The following is a 21794-nucleotide window of genomic DNA, read 5'->3' as shown; positions in this document are numbered from 1 at the left end:
TTCCTGTAAAGGTGTTAATTTTGATATTATTTTTAATTAAATGCCCAATATTATGGAATTTAGTCTATTACAATGAAAAATACGAATGAATAAAGTTTATATGCTATTATCAATCGTTTTTCAGATGCAATTTTTCAGATTGTGAATCCTTTTTAGTCGTTAATCTGGGCTTTTTATCCTGAAATAATCGACAAATGCTCTTTATTCGATGTTGCTCATGCATATGTCGAATATTTTTTCCTTTGTTCCCGTTTGAATAAATTATATATAATCAAAAATTAACCTGTTTTATAATAGTTAGTGTGAATGATGTACGCAGTGTCTTTTGCACAACAATTTGCATGCCAATAGGGTGGCGGAGATTATCATATGAACAATTTATTACGGATTTTGATGGTGGCGGCTGTAATAACGGGTGTGTTTCCCATCATGGTGTCAGCAGCAGATCCAATTGCCGATGCGGATGTTGCCATCAGTTTCATCATCGATGATGGGAATCCTGCAGATCTGCATGATGAAAACGGCTGGCTTGTCGCAGGGAATGGCATCTCTTCGACGATCCATGTGGACTATACCGGCAGCATGTCGCCGGATATCCATTATGTGAGGTTTACCTCGGTTGAGAAGGATACATACGGTGATGTTTCAAAGGGTTATGTCGCCGCTGCGCCCTATGAAACCGTCTTCTCTGCATCAGAGAATGCGGCAGGGAATGCACCGATACTGGTGCAGATCAATTACACCGCAGATGGCGTTGGGTATGACTATTACCGGACTGTGTATCAGCCGATTGATCATAACGCCCCGATGAAGATCCGGGACCTTGCATTTGAAAGTGAAGTCTCTCTCGGAGAGGCAACAGACATCATCATGACGATGGAGGATGTATACGGCAATGCTATAACGAGTCTCTATGAGGATGCAACGGGGGGCACCCCTGAGTATGCGACCTTCTCCACCACATCGCATAGCAGGTCAGGATTGTATAATGGCACTTCGTATGATGCAGAATCAGTCACTATACCGGTCAGTGCAGACGGGCTGGTGAGTGCGACATTTAAGGTAGGCACCGAGGCGGGGCCGATGTACCTGATACATCTGATGCCGGGCATGGGCCTGGATGATAAATGGCTGACCATCACCGCTCTTGCAGATGGTGAACCGAATACGATTGTGGTCTCTGTCGTCCCGAATTTTGCCACCCCTCCCTGTCTGCCTGCCGATGGCGAATCCAGATTTTACCTGATATATCACCTGTTTGATCGATATGGCAATCCGTCCGGCAACCAGGCCCTGTCCTTTAGTGATGATGTCACCGGTGATGTATTCACCCGGTGGACAGACAGTGACGGCGACGTGAAGATCTCCTTCGGTCCCTTTGATTCCGCCGCCACATACACGATTCATGCCGAAGCGGTTGCAAATCCCTTTGTTTCTGTTGATCAGAAGCTCCGTTTCATCAGTACCGCTCCTGAAGGGATGTATCTGACGGCAAATCCCCAGTCTATGCCGTCTGCTGATGTGGCACCTGAAATGAATGCGCAGATTCTTGTGAAGGTGACGGATGAAAGCGGGAACGGGGTGCCGGGAGAGACTGTCCGGTTCTTTATCATCCCGCCGGGCCTGTGGCATGATGCGCATCTGTCAGATCCCTATCTTGACGATACCATCGGTGTTGCTGATGCAACGGTCACGACAAATGAGGGCGGTATTGCTATGGTAAACTTTACCCCTGGTGCCTTTGCGTGCAGTGGTGATGAAACTTACAGCGCGACTGCATCAGAATCATGTGATGTTCTGGCAATGTGGGACACGAAGTCGCAAACGATCGCTCTCACATGGAGAAACTATCCTTATCTCCGCGTGGAAACTGAGGTCAGTCCATCAATCGTTGAGGTGGGGGATACGGTTGATGCGACCATCCGGCTGACAGGAGATGGGTGGGGGCTCTATCCTGCTCCAATTGATGTGATGCTCTGTGCGGACCGTTCGGGAAGTATGCTCGAGGATAATCCTGACAGGATGGTTTCAGCGATGGATGCCATGAATGCTTTTAACGGGAAGATGGCAAAGGGCACGGACCGGGTCGGGCTGGCATCCTTTGGAGCAAAGGGCTGTGCAGATATCTATGATTACTGGGCTTATTACTGGCCGGGGGATGACAGCAAGGAGAATTATACGTATTATGTGCTGGATGAGTCAGAATATGGCCATGGTCATCATGGTCAGAGTTATGGCTACGGTTATGGCTATGGCTACACGTACGGCTACGGCTACGGCTACAACTATAGTTATGGGTATGGCCCGGGGTATGGTCCGGGTTATGAATATGATGCGTGTTATAATTCATCCGAAGATACTGCCTACATCAATGCCCATTACCCGGGCAACGGGAAATCCTATGCAGACTATGCCACACTGGATAGCGGCCTTACCGAAGAAATCGATACGGTGACCCGGATGGTTGGTCAGTTGGTTCCGATGGACGGCACACCGATGAGACACGGGCTGTACCTTGCGATAACCGAACTCATTGAAAATGGGGATTCAGATGCGGTTCAGGCGGTCATTCTCTTATCTGACGGGGATTACAACACGGGTGGTGATCCGCTTGCCCGTGGTCTCCTGTTTTCCGATGGTAATCGTTATCGCCATCGTAATGGCAATTGCAACGGTAACTGTTACGGGTGGTCGTGCGGCAGTGAATATCCATATGATTATTACTACTACGATGATCTTTCACCCGAACAGCAGAACCTGAGTGTGTATGCCAACGATCATGACATCGCCATCTACTCAATTGCGTTTGGGGATGGACTTACAGAAGATGGCATTGACACCCTCGAGACCCTTGCTGCAAGTACTGGTGGATTGTACTATCATGCACCCACGGGTGATAACCTCACGGCCATTTATCTCGCTATTGCAGGTGAACTGAGAATTGAGGCCGGTGTGAATACGACTATGGATCTGATGTTCACCGATATTGAACTGAACAATGTGACACAGGTGAATGGCCCGGATAATCGCATACTCGAGTATACATATGCGGAAAATTTATCGACCCTGATAAAAAGCTGGAGGACCGCGTTGTCTCCTCACTGGTCCGAAGATTCAGACAATGTGGTGCGTCCCCTGACGCTTATTGACCAGACTGGTGACTGGGTTGATGATAATCAGAAACTGACATTTGATGCCGCTGAAATCGGCACCATCCATCTGGGGCAGGTCTGGCAGACAAAATTCCGGCTGAATGTCTCGAAGCCGGGTAATATCAACATCTTCGGAGCAGGGTCACTTGTCACCTTCAACAATGGTGAAGAGACTCTGCCCCTTCCAAAGACATATGTCACTGCCGTGATGAATGCTACTGGTCTAAACTTCACCGGACTGCAGGTATCTGATCTTGTCTGTGTTGAGGCCCTGAATGGTGATGTGATCAGCAATTATCTGACTTTGGAATGGAACCTGAGTTATTCCGGTACAAATACGGTCACCCAGTATTTGTATTACCAGAATGTGGATGACGGCATATGGACGACATTTAATGAATTGACTGTGCCCGGGCCGGTGGCTGACAGTCTCCAGGCGGGTCAGCTCTATGTGGCTGATTTCCCGCCGGGCGAGTATAAAATCAGGGTGCGTGCTACGGCAGATGATGCGCCTGACTCGGTCAGTGAGACCACAGATGCCATTGTGATCGGCCAGGGTGGACATTACTTCATCCGCATTGGATAATTTTTCACCCTCTGTTTTTTTTATCGTGCACGGTTTTTAAGGGGAATCGAATCAGCATCCCGGGTTTTGAATGTGGGGATGTCATCTTTTCTGTATGCTCCACCCGTTTCACGGGATACATGGGGATTAATCATTCGGGGCCTCCCTTCTCCCGGATGTCATATGTGGTGGTATGCGATATTGTCCGGCAAAACCGGGGTGTATATATGGACAACTATTGCATGGCAATAGGGTGAACATTATTTCCATCCGGATATGTGGGGTGGGTGTCATGGTGCCTCACCCGTGGATAGCCATTTTGTGAAATGAGTATTTTGGGGTATTTTGGGATGAATTATGATGGATTCTGATATTTTCGTTTAATTTTGTGAGGGTATTTTTTCAGATTACTGTATTTTTCCGGAAAACAGTGCTCTGATTATCTGAAAAAAGGGGGGTCATTGATCGCAAGAATCCGGGATTCAAATCTTTGGTTCATCATTTTCTTTCCTATTGTCATATTGTAATAATAGTTAAATATTCCGTAGTGTTATAGACAAGTATAAATGGTATGATTGGCCGGTGTGCCTGGTGGTTTCTGTGAAAAATATACTGGGGGGTATAAATGTATTTGAGGAATTCTTTATGGATTCTGCTGGTGTTGGGGGTTGTGGGTGTGCTTCCCATCGCAGTATCGGCAGAATTGATTACAGATGCTGATGTCTCCATCGATTTCATCATTGACGACGGGGATCCTGCAGATTTGCATGATGAAAACGGGTGGCTCGTTGCAGGCAGCGGCGTCTCTTCAACGATCCGGGTGGACAATGTTGGCGAATATATCGGCGCGATGCCGCCGGATATCCATTTTGTGAGGGTTACCTCGCTTGATGAGGATACGTATGGCAAGGTTAAGGGGGGGGATGCCACCGGTCTGCCCTGCGAGATTGTCTTCCCTGCATCGAAGAAGACGGCCGGATATGCACCGATACAGGTGCATATCAATTACTCTGCAGATGGTGTCGGATATGACTATTACCGGACTGTGTATCAGCCGATTGACCATAATGTCCCGAAAAACATCCAGAACATCGTCTTTGAAAGTGAAGTCACTCTTGACAGGCTGGTGAATATCACAATGATGATGGAGGATGCGTATGGCAATACGGTAACAAGCCTCTATGAGGATGTAGCCGGCGGCGCACAGGAATGTGTAACATTCGAAACCACATCGTATGCGGGTTCCGGATTCTATGATGGCATAGGATATGACGCAGAGGTGGTGATCATACCGGTCAATGCAGAAGGTTCAGTGGTTGCGACCTTTAAGGCAGGCATCGAGGCAGGGCCGAATTACCTGATTCATATCAAACCGGATATGAATATCCATGACAAATGGCTGACTGTCACGGCCCTTGCAAATGGGGTGCCATATTTTATTGCGGTGTCTGTCGCTCCGAATGTGGACACTCCGCCCTACATTCCGGCAGATGGCGAATCCAAATTTTACCTGACGTACGATCTGACTGACAAGTATGGAAATCCGTCCGCAGATCAGATTGTGAATTTCACATATGATGATGCCATCGGGGATGTGTTCAGTCAACGGACGAACAGTGACGGCCAGATCATGTTCACCTTCGGCCCTTTTGATACTGCCACAACATTTACCATCAGTGCGGAAGCCGCGGAGAATGCCTCTGTTACTGTTGATCAGGTGGTGCGTTTCACCAATACCTCTCCTGAAGATATGATTCTGACAGCAAATCCTCAGTCGATGCCATCTGCTGATGTGCCAAACGCAGGGGGTGCGGATGTTCTTGCAAAGGTGATGGATGAGCATGGAAACGGGGTTCCGCTTGAAGTTGTCAGTTTTTTCGTTGTGTCTCCGGTTGGGGGGTATTGCGCAGAACAGAAAACGGATCCTTCCATCGTTGCTACAGCGCTTACTGATGTGGATGGTATTGCGAGGGCGCACTTTACGCCTGGATCTTTTATAACGAATGATACGGATGCAGATTACAATGCGACTGCAACAGAATCATGTACCGTACTGGCCACATGGGGTGCAAAGACACGGACGATCGATCTCGAGTGGAAAAATTATCCATATCTCCGGGTGGAGACTGATGTCAACCCGGAAACAGTTAAAGTCGGGGAGCCGGTTGATGTGACCATCCGGCTGATTGGGGATGGCTGGGCGCTTTATTCCGAACCGATTGATGTGATGATTTCAGCGGACCGGTCATGGAGTATGCTCTCTGATTATCCTGACCGGATGGTCTCACTGATGGATGCCCTCACAACCTTTAATGCACTGATGACAGATGGCTGGGACGGAGTCGGTCTGACGTCGTTTGGGAACAGCGGCAAAGCGGATCTTGATGTGTCTCCTTTATCGATAAAGTTCAATCCGGGTGTGGACGGTGATTCGACGGATTTCAGCAACTATATACTGGATCATTATCCTGGCAACAAGAGAACGTATTCAGACTATGCCACGCTGGACCTTTCCCTCTCCCGGAACAGGAGTGTGGTGGAAGATGCGATTGAACAGCTGGTCCCGTTTGGGTATACGCCGATGCGTCCCGGGTTGTATCTTGCGATAAAGGAGATCATTGAAAATGGGCGTGAAGATGCGGTGAAGGCAGTGATTCTTCTTTCGGATGGGGATTATAATTCTTTTGGAGACCCGCTTGCCCGTGGGGCTGAGTGTTATTCAGATCCGACGGACATGAGCTATTTTGGTTTTACCACTGAATACTACTACCCGATAGGCGATCTTTCGCCTGCAGAACAGAATCTGAGCGTGTATGCCAACAATAATAATATCACCATCTACTCAATTGCACTTGGTGACGGGCTTTCACTTAACGGAATCGGGACTCTTCGTACTCTTGCTGAGAGTACCGGGGGAACATTTTTCTATGCACCGACCGGCGATGACCTTGCGGGGATCTATATTGATATCGCAGGTGTGCTGAAGACAGAAGCCGGGGTCAACACAGAGATGGATGTACTATTTACTTCCACTGAAGTGAACAATGAAACACTGCCGAACGACCCCTTTGACCCGATACTGGAATATGAATATGAAGATGGCGTATCAACTCTTGTGAAGAGCTGGAATGCCTCGGGGTCAGAAGGGCTGCCCAATATCAGGGGTCCCCTTCCGCTTGACCAGCGTGATGACTGGGCGGCGAACCGGAGTCTGAATTTTGAGTCTGATGAAATCGGCACGATTCAGCTGGGACAGACCTGGCAGGCGGAATTCAGGCTGAATGTGTCGAAGCCGGGCAATATCAACATCTTCGGAGACAGTTCAATCATATTCTTCAACAATGGCACCGATTCTCTGACTCTTCCGAAGACCTATGTCACGGCAGTGCCGGACCTGAATGCCACCGGCATTAACTTCACCGGCCTGCAGGTCTATGGTCTGGTCTGTGCTGAGGCAGATGGTGTGATTGAAAATTACCTGACGATGGACTGGAATCTGGATTATTCCGGTAACCTAACAGCCACCCAGTGCCTGTATTACCAGCGGATAGATGATGGTGTCTGGTTCAACTTTGGTTATGTGCCGGTGACAGGGCCTGTGAGTGCTCTTGCCCATACCCGCCAGCTCTATGTTGCTGATTTCCCGCCGGGTGAGTATAGGCTCAGGGTGCGTGCGGTGGCTGATGATGCGCCGGACTCTGTGATTGAGACATCAGCGATAGTAATCGGCCAGGGTGGAAATTATTTCATCCGGCTTGAATAATCCCATTGAGATACAATAAGGTAAAATTGGACGGTTTCCGTGCGAATCGAACCCCCGTGGGTGCAGATCCCCTGGGAATGTCCTCTTTCCCCTCTGGGATTCCCCACCTCCCCACAATATCCTTCTCCCTACGACCCTCCTCCGTCCCCCTACAATGTCCTCTCTCCCTACGTATTCCTCCATCCTTCCGCTTCCCTCAATCTCTCTAGCAGTGAATCGCTGTTTTGGTGATACGAAAGGTACCTTTAATGTGATAGCCCTCATGGAGTCATCAAGGTGTGATGGAATTAAGCATGTGTGGCGGAAAACCCTGCTGGAAAAAAATAGTTTCAGATCATTGGCAGGATTTCCGTATACCGCAGTGAATCGCCCCTCATCGTTTGTCTTTTGACCTTGCGTTTATCAGATGCTTAACTCTTCAGTACGTGTGAAGGGTGCACATGTGCTGCCCATCCTGTGAACGGGCTGAACTCCTCGCTGATGGTGTGGCACTCCTTACATGTGGTGTTCATCATTTATCGGGCGTGGTGCGTTCATGGTAATGGGTTTGTGGTGCCTTTTTTCCGGGTGGGCGTTTCGGAATTAAATATATAACCTTTATGTTTTCCCAAAACGGGTTGGGGATGTGGATCCACTTTGCAGAACAAGGGGGGTGTATTATTTTCATTCGGACGGATGGTTCTGCGCATGTTTTTCTCATCCCTGAAATATATCTGTGAATATCTGGAATAAATGCATAATATCGGCTTAATGGAACTATAAATCCCAAATGTGAATTTACAATTTTTCGTGTCCTTCTTGCTGATGCGGAATTATGTCTGAAATAGGGCATGTTTTTCTGAGAACTGTTGAGCGAATAGTATCCAAAAATCTGATGTCTCACTATTTGATGTCTAAATTTTTGTTTTGAATCCCCTGGTACAAATTATTAAATATTTCGGATTGATATAGGGGCCTATAAATCTGATGACCGGCTGGGGGGCCGGTTGTCGTTTGTGAAACGGTATGTTGGGGGAATAATACATGAGGAATTCTTTATGGATTCTGTTCGTGTTGGGGGTACTGTTGGGTGTACTTCCGGGCACGGTATCGGCAGATCCAATTACGGATGATGATATCACAATCGATCTCATCATCAATGACGGCAATCCTGCAGATTTGCATGATGAAAACGGGTGGCTTATCGCAGGCAGCGGCGTCTCCTCTGTTATCCGGGTCGGTTATACCGGCAGCATCCCGCTGGATATCAGTTATGTACGGTTTGTCTCGGTTGAAAAGGATATATATGGCGATGTCGCGGGGGAGTATGCGACCAGTCTGCCCTGTGAGACGGTCTTCTCCGCATCGAAGAATCGTGCGGGGAATGCATCGATTCTGGTGCAGATCAATTACTCGGTAGACGGGACGGAGTACAGCTATAACCGGAAGGAGTATCAGCCGATTGACCATGCTACTCCCATGACTATGCAGAGCATCGTGTTTGAGAGTGAAGTCAGTATTGGCGAGGGGATGGACATCACCATGGTGATGGTGGATGCCTGTGGCAATACGGTAAACAGCCTATATGAGGATGCAACCGGTGATGGCATGCCAGAGACCGTAACATTCGAAACCACCCGGTATGCCGGTTCGGGCCTCTCAAATGTCACCGTATCCGGGGCACAATCGGTGCGGGTGCCGGTCGGTGCAGACGGCTCGGTGAATGCCGGATTTATGGTGGGCACCGATGCGGGCCCGAAGTACCTGATACATATCGTGCCGCCTGAAGCCGTGGATGATAAATGGCTGACCATCACCGCTCTTGCGGATGCTGAACCGTATGCGATACGGGTTTCTGTTGTTCCGGATGTGGGCACTCCGCCCTCCATCCCGGCAGATGGTGCATCAAAATTCCACCTGATGTATACTCTGTCTGACCGGTATGGGAATCCGTCCGGAAATCAGGCAATTAACTTCACGAGTAAACCCAGTGGTGATGATTTTACCTGGCGGACGAACAGTGACGGTCAGGTTAAGTTTACCTTCGGTCCTTTTGATGATGTTGCCACATTTAATATCAGTGCTACAGCGGTGGCGAATACCTCTGTTTCTATTAATCAGGAAATCCGTTTCGCAAGCACCTCTCCTGATGATATGCTTCTGACGGCAAGTCCTCAGTCCATGCCGTCTGCTGATGTGGCAAATGCAACGGGTGCGGATATCTATGCGAAGGTAACAGATGAGTGCGGAAATGGCGTCCCGGATGAAAAGGTAGAGTTCAGTATCTGTTATGTTTCATGGGATGGTGCGCATGTGAAGGATCCCATTCTTGACCCTGAATATGCACTTACTGATGAGGATGGGATTGCCACGGTGCACTTTACCCCTGGCGCCTTTGAAACGAATGTGAGTGATGTAGATTACTATGCGAATGCATCGGAGTCCTGTACGGTTGTGGCAAGGTGGGGCGCCCCAACCAAAAAGACGGGATCCATTGATCTCGAATGGAAGAACTATCCCTATCTCCGGGTGGAAACAGAGGTCGACCGGGAAACTGTCGAAGTGGGAGAGCCGGTGAATGTGACCGTTCGTCTGATTGGGGATGGCTGGAAGCTCTCCTCCAAGCCGATTGATGTGATGCTCTGTGCGGACCGATCCGGAAGTATGAACGAATCCGGGAAGATGGATAAACTAAAGGTTGCCCTGAATGCCTTTAATGAAAATATGACAGATGACACGAACAGGGTTGGGATGATCTCGTTTGGGAGCAATGCCACATGGGATCTAAATTTCACAACGGACAGGAATGAGGTGAAAAGCGCAATTGATAAACTTCATGCGGATGGATGGACGTCGATGCGACAAGGACTCTATCTGGCATTAGGGGAAAATATTAAACATGGTAGTGCTGGTGTGCTTCAGGCAGTAATTCTTCTCTCAGATGGGGATTATAACTATTATGGGGATCCCCTTGCCCGCGGAAACAAACATACTACCGATCCGGAAGGTTCTCCCTTTAATATTTATAATAAATTGACTGAAGACTATTACTGGTTTGACGGCCTTTCAGAAGGTGATGACGATAGTAATCAGAATCTGAGCTATTATGCCGCCACTAAAAATATTCCCGTCTATTCAATTGCGCTTGGAAATAAGCTAACGAAAGGGGGAAATGATACCCTCAAGAAACTTGCAAAATATACTGGTGGAACTTACTATTATGCACCAACCGGGGATCAGCTTGTGGGGATTTATACAAGTATCGCCGGTGAACTGAAGACTGCGGCGGGAGTCAACACAAAGATGGACTTGAATCTGTCGAACATTGAGTTAAACAATGTCTCACAGCCGAATAGCAAATCTGATCCGATACTGGAATATGAATATGTGGAAGGCGCATCCACTCTAATAAAGAGCTGGATCGGCTCAGAAGGCTCGCCCAATATTGGACCTGAACGGACGCTTAACCAGACTGACGGCTGGGATACGAAACGATGCCTGAATTTTGATTCAACTCAAATCGGCACCATTCAGCTGGGGCAGACCTGGCAGGCAGTATTCAGGCTGATTCCAATGAAGCCGGGCAATATCAACATTTTCGGTGAAGGATCATCCATTTTCTTCAACGATGGCGCGGATTCTCTGAACCTGCCGAAGACCTACATCACCGCAGAACCTGACCTCAATGCCACCGGCATCAACTTTGGCCGCCTTCGGGTCTATGATCTGGAGTGTGCTGAGGCAGGGAGTGGTGCCGTGATTGATACCTATCTGACGATGGACTGGAACCTGAATTATTCCGGTATCGACACGGTAACCCAGTGTCTGTATTATCAGAATGTAGACGACGGTTTCTGGACCAAATTCTGCATGTTTGATGTGGCCGGGCCATTGAGTGACATTCCCGATCCATCCTATACCAAAAAGCTCTACGTTGGCGACTTCCCGCCGGGTGAGTATAAACTCAGGGTCCATGCCATGGCTGCCGATGCGGCGGACTCAGTCGTTGAGACGCCCGCGATAGTAATTGGCATGGGTGTACGTAACTACATCCGCCTTGAATAAACCGGTCAGAATGACTCTCTCAAAAAAGTCCACGGATCCAGCGGGAATCGAACCCGCGTCCTTGGGTTCGAAGCCCAAGAGGATATCCTCTACCCTATGGATCCACCCATCTTATTCGCGATACAGGAAGATAATCATTCTGGATTAGGACCTTATCTCCCTGCTTTCCATTCCCTGTCCTTCACCGGCAACAGCAGTTTTCCCCTCTGAAAGATAACCTTCCTATGATGATTCTCTCAGAGTCAGATATCGGTGAAAAAATAGCGTCGGGCAGTCTGGTGATTACGCCATACAGCGAAGAATCGCAGCAGCCGGCGTCCTACGACCTGCGCTCCGCAGAAGAGTATCTCCTCCGGCGGGGGGAATGCACCCTTGTTGCCTCCCTCGAACGGGTGGAGCTCCCTGCTGACGTTGCAGCAACTCTCATGTGCCGTTCGTCATTCGGCAGGCGCGGCGTGCTCATCGGCGGCGGGTTCGTGGACCCCGGTTTCCGGGGACAGCTGACGCTCTGCCTCGTAAACACCGGCCCGGAGGATATCACCCTCTCTGCGGGTGAGCGGGTGGTCCAGATCATCATGCATGAAGTAAAAGCAGGAAAAAGGGAGTATGAAGGACGGTACCAGGACAGCAATGGCGCCGTTTCATGCCGGTAATTTATTTAATCCAGAAGAGGTCGTCACCCGTGTCGTCCTCTTCCGGCTCCGTCTTCTTCTCGTAGGCGCCTGAAATTGTCCCTTTTTTGTAAGAAGGCTCTTTTTCAGGCTCTTTTGCTGCTTCCTGTGTCCTGCTCATCCGGCGCTCCGCACGGGTCAGCAGGTCATCTTTGGGGGCAGGCGTCCGTGCAGACATCTTTACATCCCCGTTGAGAATCTCCTTTGTCCTGGGAGCGCCGCGGGACAGGCGCACGGAATCTCCGGTGAATGTACTATCATTGGGGCGTATGCCGGATGACCTGACCGAGATCGATTTTCCCATGAGCGCACTGTCATTCGCCTTTGGTGAAGAAGAGACCGAAACTGAACGCCCCATATAGGCCGAATCGTTCGGGCCTTTGACAAAGGAGACGCTGATCTCTTTCCCGCCAAATGAGGTGTCATTCGGGCGTTTATCCTGTTTGCCGATACTGATTGTCTCACCGACAAGTGCGGTATCGCGGGGCCCTTTGCTACTGGATGACGGGATGTCTTTGAGGCCGAATATGGTGTCTTTTGGCGCCTGGTTCTCTCCCCCGCTTGTCATACGCGTCATGTCGGCGACCGTTCGCTCCTGCCGGGCAGGCATGGGGACTTTCGTATCAATACCTTTTTTTTCCGACTTCATCCCAAGGGAGATCTGATCGTCCTTGCCCTGCCCTTTTCGTTTTTCACTGCGTGCGACACCACCAAGGGTGATCATTCCGTCATTCAGCACCTGTCTGCCGTCTTCTGCTGCCATGGTCATCTCCCGGCCTGTTTGCGCCTGCAGATACTCTCCTCTTTCAGAAGAGGGTTCTGATGGGTATTCCTCCTCCTCCTGCCAGGTGTGGGGCTGCTCTTCCTCCTGCCAGGCGGGGGTAGTATTGTCTTTCCATTCCGGTTCGGCTTCCCGGTCCCGGATGAATGTATGGTCGTCTGCCGTTTCATCCTCGAAGAGGTCGGTGATGTCGAGGTCCGTCTCCCCTTCATCTCCCGTACCGCCCTCGGGCTGAACGGGCACCGGGCTTAATGCAGCCTCTGCCTCTTTCCAGCTGGCGGTCTCTTTCTCCTGCAGGGTGAACTGCTCTTCCAGCTGCTTTTTGAAACGCTCTTCTTCAACAGCGTGCTCCTGATCATCCAGATATTCACGCCGGATTTCAATGAGTTCTGTCACCCGGGGGATATTGGTAATCCCGGCGAGGACGATAATGATACCCACAAACCGGGTATTCATCACCGGATAGTCGCCTGACCGCATCTCAAGACCCGAGATGCTCCGGTCAATCCATTTGCGCACCGTCTGAAACCCTTTCATCGAAAGCTCCTGTGACGGGCCTGCGATAAGGACGAGTGCCTTCTCTGCACTCGTGATATCACAGGGGATGGATATCTCCTCATAGACTGCACGCTTGGCGAGGGTGACGATTCGCGTCGCCCGTTTATGGGATGTCTCTGAGAAGTAGGTGTCTGATCGCCACTGGTTGAACCGGTCGATAAATGAATTCTGGAGAGGTTCTGTGGCATACCCGATTGCAACAAGGTCGTTCCCTTTCAGGGTGTTTAGGACCTCACCTGCATCAAGGACAATCTCTGCTGCCTCCACTCCCGTTTCGCTGAATTCACCCGCGCGGAGAAGAAGGCCCATCTGGCGTGCAATCTTCTCATTCAGGATGGCATAGATGTCACGTGGATTGTCCGGGAACGCCTTGCGCCGGTATCCGCTGATGCCGGTGGTGTCCCTGTCCACGCTATACTCGCTGTACTCGGCCTTCAGGCGTTCATGCCATGTCTCGTTATCAAAGAGAATTATTGCATCAAGGACGCTTTGTATCCGTTCAATGTCGTCAGCGGCTTTTGATGAGCGGCGTTTTCCTTCATTCCTCATCGGAAGCACACAGACGCCGAATATCGGTTCTATGTAGGACTTGCGCAGTTCTTCTGTGAGCTGAGGTATTGCATCAATTACACTCCCTCCCAGACCGGCAAAGATCATAATGGAGTCAATCTCAAAGTGATCCATCTTCTGGATGAGGGTGATCACCTCCTCGATATTGATGGTGGATGCTACATCAAAATGGATCTCGGGATCGATGGCAGGGAAGTGCATTCGCGCATTATCCGGGACATGAGAGAGCTGGCGCAGGCTGTTCCCGTCCATATCCACAGCAATCGCTGAAACGCATCCCACTCTGCTTTTCATGTCGTGGCTATAGAGCAGGTCGACAATCCGTGTACCTGCCCCCCCGAGCCCGATTGCAAGTATTCTCATTATTTCTCCATATTTTGTACCCGGACCGGACCTCTGTGGGTTATCGTGGAGGCCCACTGGTCTTTGTGTACACTCCTTTTGATGTATGATCCGTTCCTGTAAATAATAAAATCTCTTGATGATCTTTTCAAATAGGCCGGAATCCGGCGGTCAGGCTGAAATTTAAACCGATATTTCGGGTTTTGCCGGATGAATACCGGAAAATACCTGATATATTCCCAGTTAAATGATAACGTATATTAATCTCGGTGTGGTATATGAAGTTGAGGTGAAAGACCTATGAGTTATGGTATCGAATTTGTGCCAGGAAATATCACTGTGAAACAGGTGGTAAACTACTGTAAACTTGCAGAACAGAAAGATATTGACTTTGCCTGGATTACTAATCACTACAACAACCGTCACTGCTACCCAACCCTTGCCGCTATCGCAGAGGCAACGGACTCCATCAAGATGGGCCCGGGTATCATGAACACATTTACTGACACACCGGCAGCAATTGCTTCCTTCATGTGTACCTTAAATGAGATCTCTGAAGGCCGTGCAGTCCTTGGTATCGGACCTGGCGACCTTTCCACACTCCCAAAGCTTGCAATTGAGGCAACAAAGCCTGTTGCACGTCTTGCAGAGGGTGTCCAGCAGATTAAAGCTCTCTGTGCAGGAGAGGAAGTCAAGAAGACCGGCAACATGGAATTCTTCGACTACGACGGTGCAAAGCTTACCGGCGTTACCCTGCCTGCAAAGAAGAAGCAGATCCCAACCTACATTGGTGCACAGGGCCCCAAGATGCTCGCTCTTGCCGGTGAAATCGGTGAGGGTGCACTGATCAACGCATCCAACCCCAAGGACTTTGCAATTGCAATTCCACTGATTAAATCAGCATGTGATGCAGTTGACGAGAAGAAGTTCAAGAAGTTCGATGTTGGTGCATACACTGCTATGTCCATCGACCAGAACGAGAAGAAGGCACGCAACGCAGCAAAGATCGTTGCAGCATTCATCGCAGCAGGTTCACCGCCTGCACTTCTTGAGCGCCACGGCCTTGACCTCGCCAATGTCGGCAAGATCAAAGAAGCACTTGCCCGCTTTGACTTCGGTGCAGTCGGCGGTCTTGTCGGCGACGCAGAGATCGATGCATTCACCATTGCAGGTACCCCTGAAATGGTTAAGGAGAAGTGTGAAGACCTGACCGCATCTGGTGTTACCCAGATCATCTTCGGATCTCCACTTGGTCCAGACATGACCAACTCCATCCGCCTCCTCGGCAAATACATTATCTGAGGCTGCGGACCAATATCCAAAAATTTTTCTTTTCCTTTGACGTTCTATCGATTAATCCCTGATTAGCGGTGGCGGTGTCACATTTTGGTGTTCTGGTGATGAGTGTGCGCCCGAACGGCTGTCAGCAGGTGCTACAGGGTGGAGTAAATGAATGAATTATTTCTGGTTACGGAATGCGGCCCAAAAAACAGGCGGGTGCAGTACCGCAGGGATCACTTAACCGGTCTGCAGTGCCGGATTGCACCGGACAGGGTTCGCCGCAGTATTAATGTCGCGCACAGACCTGACGCTCCGGAGGATGAGGTTCCCTGTGTATTCTGTCCGGAACGGATTCATTCAGAAACGCCGGTGTTTCCCGACGGCAGGCGTATCGCTGTGGGGGAGAGTGTCACGTTCCCGAACCTCTATCCGTTTGCACAGCGGCATGTAGTGACGGTTATGACAGAGGCGCATAACCCGGCAGTGATTACGGCAGGTCAGATCGAAGATGCCCTGCGTGGGCAGATTGCTGCCTTTTGCACCGATGACGGCTATGTCTCCTGCAACTGGAACTATCTGCCGTCGGCCGGCGCCAGTATGCTCCATCCGCATATGCAGGGAGTCGCGGATGAGGCTCCGACATACTATGCCGGATTGGCGATTGACCAGTCGGCGGCCTTCTGCCGCAGGACCGGCAGAACGTATCGGGATTTTCTCATTGACCGGGAGATGGGGGGGCCGCGCCATCTCTTCGGTGATGAACTGCCGTTTTTTGCCCACGCGGTCCCGCTGGGGGAAAAAGAGGTGCGTGCCTATCTTCCGGTCCGGTGCATTGATGAGCTCGAACCCTGGTGCGGCCTTCTTGCAGAAGGCATTGAACGGGTTGAGTCTCTCTACCGGGGGGCCGGTCATTATGCGTATAATATGGCACTCGTCTGTGATGCGGCCGGGAAGCCTGATGGGGGGTTCCGTGCCTTCTGTTCTCTTATTGCCCGGATAAATCCCGGTGCCACGGGAATGAGCGACTCTGCGTTCATGGAGCGCATGCACCTTGAGCCGATTGTGCTGACGCTTCCCGAAGATCTCGCCGGTCTTTTGCCCTGACGTCCTGTCCGGCCGGGGGTTGGTGCTGACGGGCGCCGCGCACTTTTTTTGGTGTATTGACGACTATGTGGGTTCTGGCCGCTTATCTGCAGGAATCCCTGCCGTATGCAGAAGAGGTGTTGTGGTGCATGCAGTAAGTACGGTACTGGGTGCTGTATGTGCAAGGTCAGCTGCTTATAGTGACTGCACTTCGTCGATGGTTTTGAACCGGCCTGCTGCCCGAATATGCCCTGCGGAATACGCCTGACCGTATGCAGATGCTATCAAACTGAAAATTATTCACGAACTGTCGGGAACCGGGGAAAAAAAGGGTATTTGGGTTTACTCCGGCTTGGAGATGAGTGCGGTCTTGGAGACGATGGTGCCGTCATTCTTGTGTGGCATACGGACAACGCCATCACAGCCCTTCTCAATCTCACGTGCTTCTTCACAGAGGATCATTGCAGCGCGCATCATTTCGTGTGCGGATGCAACGATTGGGACGTAGTTCTCGAATCCCTTGGTCATGAAACAGCCCTTCACGTTGACCATTGCGACTGCTGCTGCAATCTCAAATGCTGCACGTGCCTTTGCATATGCGTATGGGTTGGTGAACTCGTCTTTGACTGCCTTGTCTGCGGTCATGACGATCTTTGGGAGTTCAAGATCTGCGCCGGACTTGCCTGCCTTGACCTGGTCGATGACTGCATCGAGAGCGATCTGCATCTTGCGGAATGCTCCGGTGACGGTGAGGACCTTTACCAGGTTGCCGTTGTAGTCGGACATCTCGGTTGGGTCGAGGAATTCACGGCGTGCACCAATCATGGAGTCAGCCTTCTGGATGATGTATCCGAAGTCGCTCTCCTTGAGGTCTGCCCATTCTTTCTTGGTGGTGACGTCGTCGGTGATGACGACAACAGGGATGCCTGCTGCTTTCAGTGCTTCACGTGCACCGGTGGGCCCTGGAAGGACGCCGTTTGGTGAGACAACAATTGCGAAGTCTGGCTTGTATGCGATCAGGTTGCTGACGACACGGTCGACATCCTCGACTTCGAGCTTTGTTCCGCTCGTTGCCATGAAGGTCTGCATGTCCTGACGGTCTGCACGCTCGTCGAGCAGAAGCTCGACCATAACGCCGCTTGCGATGTTGCCCAGTTTTGCAACTCCAACTTTAACTACCATAACTAAACCTCTCAAATTTGAGAACATTCTACTATCAGAATGGTCAGTAATAAACATTGTGAAATCCTTTGTCCGGATTGGTCTCTGATCGATTGTTAACGGAAAATGTTTAAATTATGGGATTATATATTGAAGTTAATGAAACAAGGTCTTCTCACCGGGCGTCAGAAGGAGGTGCTCAGGTACCGCAAACAGGGCCTGACTCAGCAGCAGATTGCCGATATCATCCGTACGTCCAAGGCGAATGTGTGTACCATTGAAAAAGCAGCATATGAGAATATTGACAAGGCAAAGGAAACGCTTGAATTTCTTTATACGCTTGATGCGACTCATTTGTGTACGATTAAGACCGGGACGGATCTGTTCGATGCTGTCGGTGAGATCTACGGGGAGGCAGAGAAACTGCGTATAAAAGTTCGCTATGATTCTATTAATCTTATCAACCGCCTGAAGGAGGCGAACCCCGGAAAGTTCAAGGGCCGGTTTGTGCGCGAGGACGTTGATGTTTATATCAACGACGACGGAGAGCTCTGTTTCGGGTAAATTCCTCGGTCCGGTTTTTTCATTTCTTCAATACTTTTATATCCCCTTCGCAGAAACATTTAGGAAACATATATGGTGGTTCTCCTGACTGGTCTGGCAGTTTGTCTGCTTCCTTTCCGGAGAACCACCACTATATGGTGACTTTCCCTGCGGCATGCTGCAGGGAAGGGTACCGGGATATGGTTGTGTTCATACACACCAGGGTGAAAGACGTAGGATCTGATGGAACCGTACGGGTGGACGTTTTGTGGAACGAGCCCATATCTGGCGCATAATTGGGTGCGCGCAGAAACGGAATCCGTCAGGATCAATTTGAGAGAATGAGTCTTTCCGGTCCACGCCGGAAGAATCTTTCAGATATGTGAAGGACCCGATGCCTGAGGCGTGCGATGAGGATTTTAAGGAATCCGTACTGCAGGTTCAGGCATGTTTTAATCGGTCCATCCGCCACAGCGTCAGCTCAGACCTGAGTTGAAGACCAATTCATTCTCGGAATGTGTTCTGTACCGGACTCTCCGGTGCAGGATGAAGCATCAACTGAAAATCAAGATTTAGGATTGATACATCAATGTCCGAGATACACAGACCTCGCAGAGGTTCACTTGCATACAGTCCCCGCAAGCGTGCAAAAAGCCAGGTGCCGAAATACCACTCCTGGCCACAGCACAACGGGGAGCCCGTGTTGCAGGGTTTTGCCGGTTACAAGGTGGGCATGACTCATATGGTCATGGTCGACGACCACAAGAAAAGCCCGTCAGAGGGCAAGGATATCATGGTCCCTGTCACCATCGTTGAGATTCCGGCGATGGTTGTAATTGGCATCCGCCTGTATAGAAAGGACACCTTCGGTAAGCGTGCATATGTTGAAGCCTGGTCAGAAGAAGGCCTCGCAGGGCTCACAGAAGCAGCAGCATCCGGTAAGGTGACCGATGTCTTTGCTATCACAAAGACTCAGCCCGCTGTACTCACTGGTGTGCCAAAGAAGTCCGGCGACATCATGGAGATGCGTGTTGCAGGTGGCAGCATTGAAGAGCGCGTTGCATATGCAGTATCACTTTTTGGCACCGAAATTGAGCTTGACTCTGTTCTCAAAACAGGCCAGTTCCTCGATGTAACTGCAATTACCACCGGAAAGGGAACAAATGGCCCGGTAAAGCGCTGGGGCATTCAGACCCGTAAGGGAAAACACTCCCGCGGCGGTAAGAAGCGTCATATCGGTAACCTTGGTCCATGGTTCCCTCACCACGTCAGGTGGCAGGTTCCACAGATGGGTCAGATGGGATACCAGCAGAGAACTGAGTTCAACAAGCGTCTCTTAAAGATCGGCGAATCCGGTGAGGAAATCAACCCCGCAGGCGGATTTACCAACTATGGTCTCGTCAGGGGCAGATATGTTGCAATTAAGGGCTCAGTCCCCGGTCCATGCAAGCGTCTTATCAGAATGCGGCCTGCAATCAGGCAGAGTGAACATGTTGAGCGCATACCGGCAATCCAGTACATTAGTGTTGCCAGCAAACAGGGGTGAACTGAATGAAGGCACAGATTTCAACAATTGACGGTGGTTCAGCAGGAGAGATTGAGCTCCCTGCAGTCTTTGGAGAGACCTACCGTCCGGACCTCATCAAAAACGCGGTTCTGGCACTTCAGAGTGAGCGTTACCAGCCGCACGGCACCGATCCACGGGCAGGGATGCGCACATCCGCTGTCTCCTGGGGCAGTGGCCGTGGTGTTGCACAGGTCCCGCGCCTGAAGAACGGATCACGTGTTGCACGTATCCCGCAGGCAGTTGGTGGACGCGCAGCACACCCTCCAAAAGTGGAGAAGAAGCTGGTCCGTAAGATCAATAAACAGGAGAAGCGCCTTGCCATTCGGTCTGCTATTGCAGCAACCATGAACGAGGAGCTGATCTCCGCACGCGGCCATCTCTTTGAAGGTACCGTCCCCGTCATCTTTGAAGATGCATTCGAGGGTCTGACCACCGCAAAGGATGTCGTAGCAGCACTCTCTGTCGCAGGCGTATACGCCGATGTAGAGCGCTCTGCAGCAAGCAAAAAGGTACGTGCAGGCCGTGGCAAGATGCGTGGCCGCCGGTACAAGCAGCGCAAGAGCCTGCTGATTGTCACCAGCGAAGCACCCCTGCGTGCAGCAGTCAACCTTGCAGGTGTGGATGCTGTCGCTGTGGGCGAACTGAACGCTGAACTGCTCGCACCAGGCACACAGGCCGGGCGCCTGACTGTCTGGACTGCAGGTGCACTGAAGAAACTGGAGATGATGTGAGATGATAATTAAGACTCCCTATGTCTCAGAAAAGGCATCCATGATGCTCGACACTGACGGCAAACTTCAGTTCATTGTCCGCCGTGACGCAGACAAAAACAAGATCGCACGTGCAGTCGAGGAGATGTTTGCTCACAAAGTAGCATCTGTTACGACTCTGATGACAATGAAAGGCCAGAAGAAAGCCATTGTCACATTTGAAGACAAGAAAGCTGGTGAAGAGATACTTTCACGGCTGGGAATCCTCTGAGGTGGTTTGAATGGGTAAACGCATTATATCCCAGAACCGTGGTCGTGGAGGCCCGACATACCGTGCACCTTCACACAAATACAAGGCTGAACTCAAGCACCCCGGTACGATCGGTGAGACCGTCAGCGGTGTTGTGATCGATATCGAGCACGACCCTGCCCGGCACACGCCCATTGCCAAGGTCGAGCTTGACGGCAGCAAAAAGAAGATGTTCATGCTCATTACCGAAGGTGTGGGCATTGGCGACAAGATCGTATGGGGCCCTGAAGCTCCGGTGAAGAACGGAAACACACTCACCCTTGCTGCAGTCCCTGTCGGTGCCTACGTCTGTAATGTCGAGGCACGGCCAAATGACGGCGGCAAGTTCATTCGTGCATCCGGTGTGCAGGCACAGGTTATCGGCAAGGACGAAGGCCGCGTCGGTATCAAGATGCCCTCCGGCAAGCACAAATGGTTCAACGCAGACTGTCGTGCCACCATCGGCATTGTCGCCGGTGGCGGACGCAGTGAGAAGCCGTTTGTCAAGGCAGGAAAGAAATTCCACAAGATGAAATCCCAGGCACAGAAATGGCCGCGTTCCAAGGCTGTCTGTATGAATGTCATTGACCACCCGTTCGGTGGCGGTGGACACCAGCATGTCGGCAGGCCAAAGAGCAGTGCCCGTGGCACATCACCTGGACGAAAAGTCGGACATATCGCCTCGAAGAGGACCGGAAGGAAATAGTCGGGAGT

The 21794-nt window shown here is 50.6% G+C and carries 13 protein-coding genes and 1 tRNA gene; 11 read left to right on the top strand and 3 right to left on the bottom strand.

Annotation, left to right across the window (positions count from 1 at the left end; all coding sequences use genetic code 11):
• The first annotated feature begins 369 nt into the window (after window positions 1-369).
• From L1S32_RS06860 to L1S32_RS06850, 3 genes are all read left to right on the top strand, one after another.
• Window positions 370-3738: a hypothetical protein gene (locus L1S32_RS06860; protein WP_278154286.1), complete on the top strand. Its 3369-nt coding sequence runs from the start codon at window positions 370-372 to the stop codon at window positions 3736-3738.
• Between the two features lie 637 nt (window positions 3739-4375).
• Complete coding sequence (locus tag L1S32_RS06855; RefSeq protein ID WP_278154285.1) at window positions 4376-7480, top strand: VWA domain-containing protein; 3105 nt, start codon at window positions 4376-4378, stop codon at window positions 7478-7480.
• Window positions 7481-8545: 1065 nt separating this feature from the next.
• Window positions 8546-11524: a VWA domain-containing protein gene (locus tag L1S32_RS06850; protein WP_278154284.1), complete on the top strand. Its 2979-nt coding sequence runs from the start codon at window positions 8546-8548 to the stop codon at window positions 11522-11524.
• A gap of 32 nt (window positions 11525-11556) precedes the next feature.
• Here L1S32_RS06850 and L1S32_RS06845 read toward each other — a convergent pair.
• Window positions 11557-11628 (bottom strand) — tRNA-Arg (locus L1S32_RS06845).
• A gap of 123 nt (window positions 11629-11751) precedes the next feature.
• On the opposite strand from L1S32_RS06845, the gene L1S32_RS06840 reads away from it, so the two are divergent.
• Entirely contained in the window at window positions 11752-12177 is a 426-nt protein-coding gene (locus L1S32_RS06840) for a dCTP deaminase (RefSeq protein ID WP_278157063.1), read from the top strand.
• A gap of 1 nt (window position 12178) precedes the next feature.
• On the opposite strand, the gene L1S32_RS06835 is transcribed toward L1S32_RS06840, so the two are convergent.
• Window positions 12179-14467 (bottom strand): tubulin/FtsZ family protein, encoded by a 2289-nt coding sequence (locus L1S32_RS06835; protein WP_278154283.1) that lies wholly within the window; start codon window positions 14465-14467, stop codon window positions 12179-12181.
• Between the two features lie 279 nt (window positions 14468-14746).
• Between L1S32_RS06835 and L1S32_RS06830 the strand changes: the two genes are divergently transcribed.
• Window positions 14747-15748 carry a 5,10-methylenetetrahydromethanopterin reductase gene (locus tag L1S32_RS06830; protein ID WP_278154282.1) on the top strand — a complete coding sequence of 334 codons (1002 nt, stop codon included), beginning with the start codon at window positions 14747-14749 and terminating at the stop codon, window positions 15746-15748.
• A 147-nt stretch (window positions 15749-15895) separates the two neighbouring features.
• Entirely contained in the window at window positions 15896-16831 is a 936-nt protein-coding gene (locus L1S32_RS06825) for a galactose-1-phosphate uridylyltransferase (RefSeq protein ID WP_278154281.1), read from the top strand.
• Window positions 16832-17152: 321 nt separating this feature from the next.
• On the opposite strand, the gene L1S32_RS06820 is transcribed toward L1S32_RS06825, so the two are convergent.
• Window positions 17153-17992 (bottom strand): F420-dependent methylenetetrahydromethanopterin dehydrogenase, encoded by an 840-nt coding sequence (locus tag L1S32_RS06820; protein ID WP_278154280.1) that lies wholly within the window; start codon window positions 17990-17992, stop codon window positions 17153-17155.
• Window positions 17993-18130: 138 nt separating this feature from the next.
• Here L1S32_RS06820 and L1S32_RS06815 point away from each other — a divergent pair, with 138 nt between their 5' ends.
• The 5 genes from L1S32_RS06815 (at window position 18131) to L1S32_RS06795 (ending at window position 21786) form a co-directional block, all read left to right on the top strand.
• Window positions 18131-18535, top strand: coding sequence for a Tfx family DNA-binding protein (locus L1S32_RS06815; RefSeq protein ID WP_278154279.1), 405 nt, complete (start codon window positions 18131-18133; stop codon window positions 18533-18535).
• A gap of 568 nt (window positions 18536-19103) precedes the next feature.
• Window positions 19104-20060 carry a 50S ribosomal protein L3 gene (locus tag L1S32_RS06810; RefSeq protein ID WP_278154278.1) on the top strand — a complete coding sequence of 319 codons (957 nt, stop codon included), beginning with the start codon at window positions 19104-19106 and terminating at the stop codon, window positions 20058-20060.
• Window positions 20061-20065: 5 nt separating this feature from the next.
• Window positions 20066-20812, top strand: a complete 747-nt coding sequence (gene rpl4p, locus L1S32_RS06805) for a 50S ribosomal protein L4 (RefSeq protein WP_278154277.1) — start codon at window positions 20066-20068, stop codon at window positions 20810-20812.
• 1 nt (window position 20813) lies between these two features.
• Entirely contained in the window at window positions 20814-21062 is a 249-nt protein-coding gene (locus L1S32_RS06800) for a 50S ribosomal protein L23 (RefSeq protein ID WP_278154276.1), read from the top strand.
• 10 nt (window positions 21063-21072) lie between these two features.
• Window positions 21073-21786: a 50S ribosomal protein L2 gene (locus L1S32_RS06795; protein WP_278154275.1), complete on the top strand. Its 714-nt coding sequence runs from the start codon at window positions 21073-21075 to the stop codon at window positions 21784-21786.
• Window positions 21787-21794: the final 8 nt, after the last annotated feature.

The sequence above is a fragment of the Methanogenium sp. S4BF genome (genome assembly GCF_029633965.1).
GTDB lineage: Archaea > Halobacteriota > Methanomicrobia > Methanomicrobiales > Methanomicrobiaceae > Methanogenium.
The sequence above is the reverse complement of the archived record's forward strand: the minus strand, read 5'-3'. Positions and strand labels throughout refer to the sequence as shown.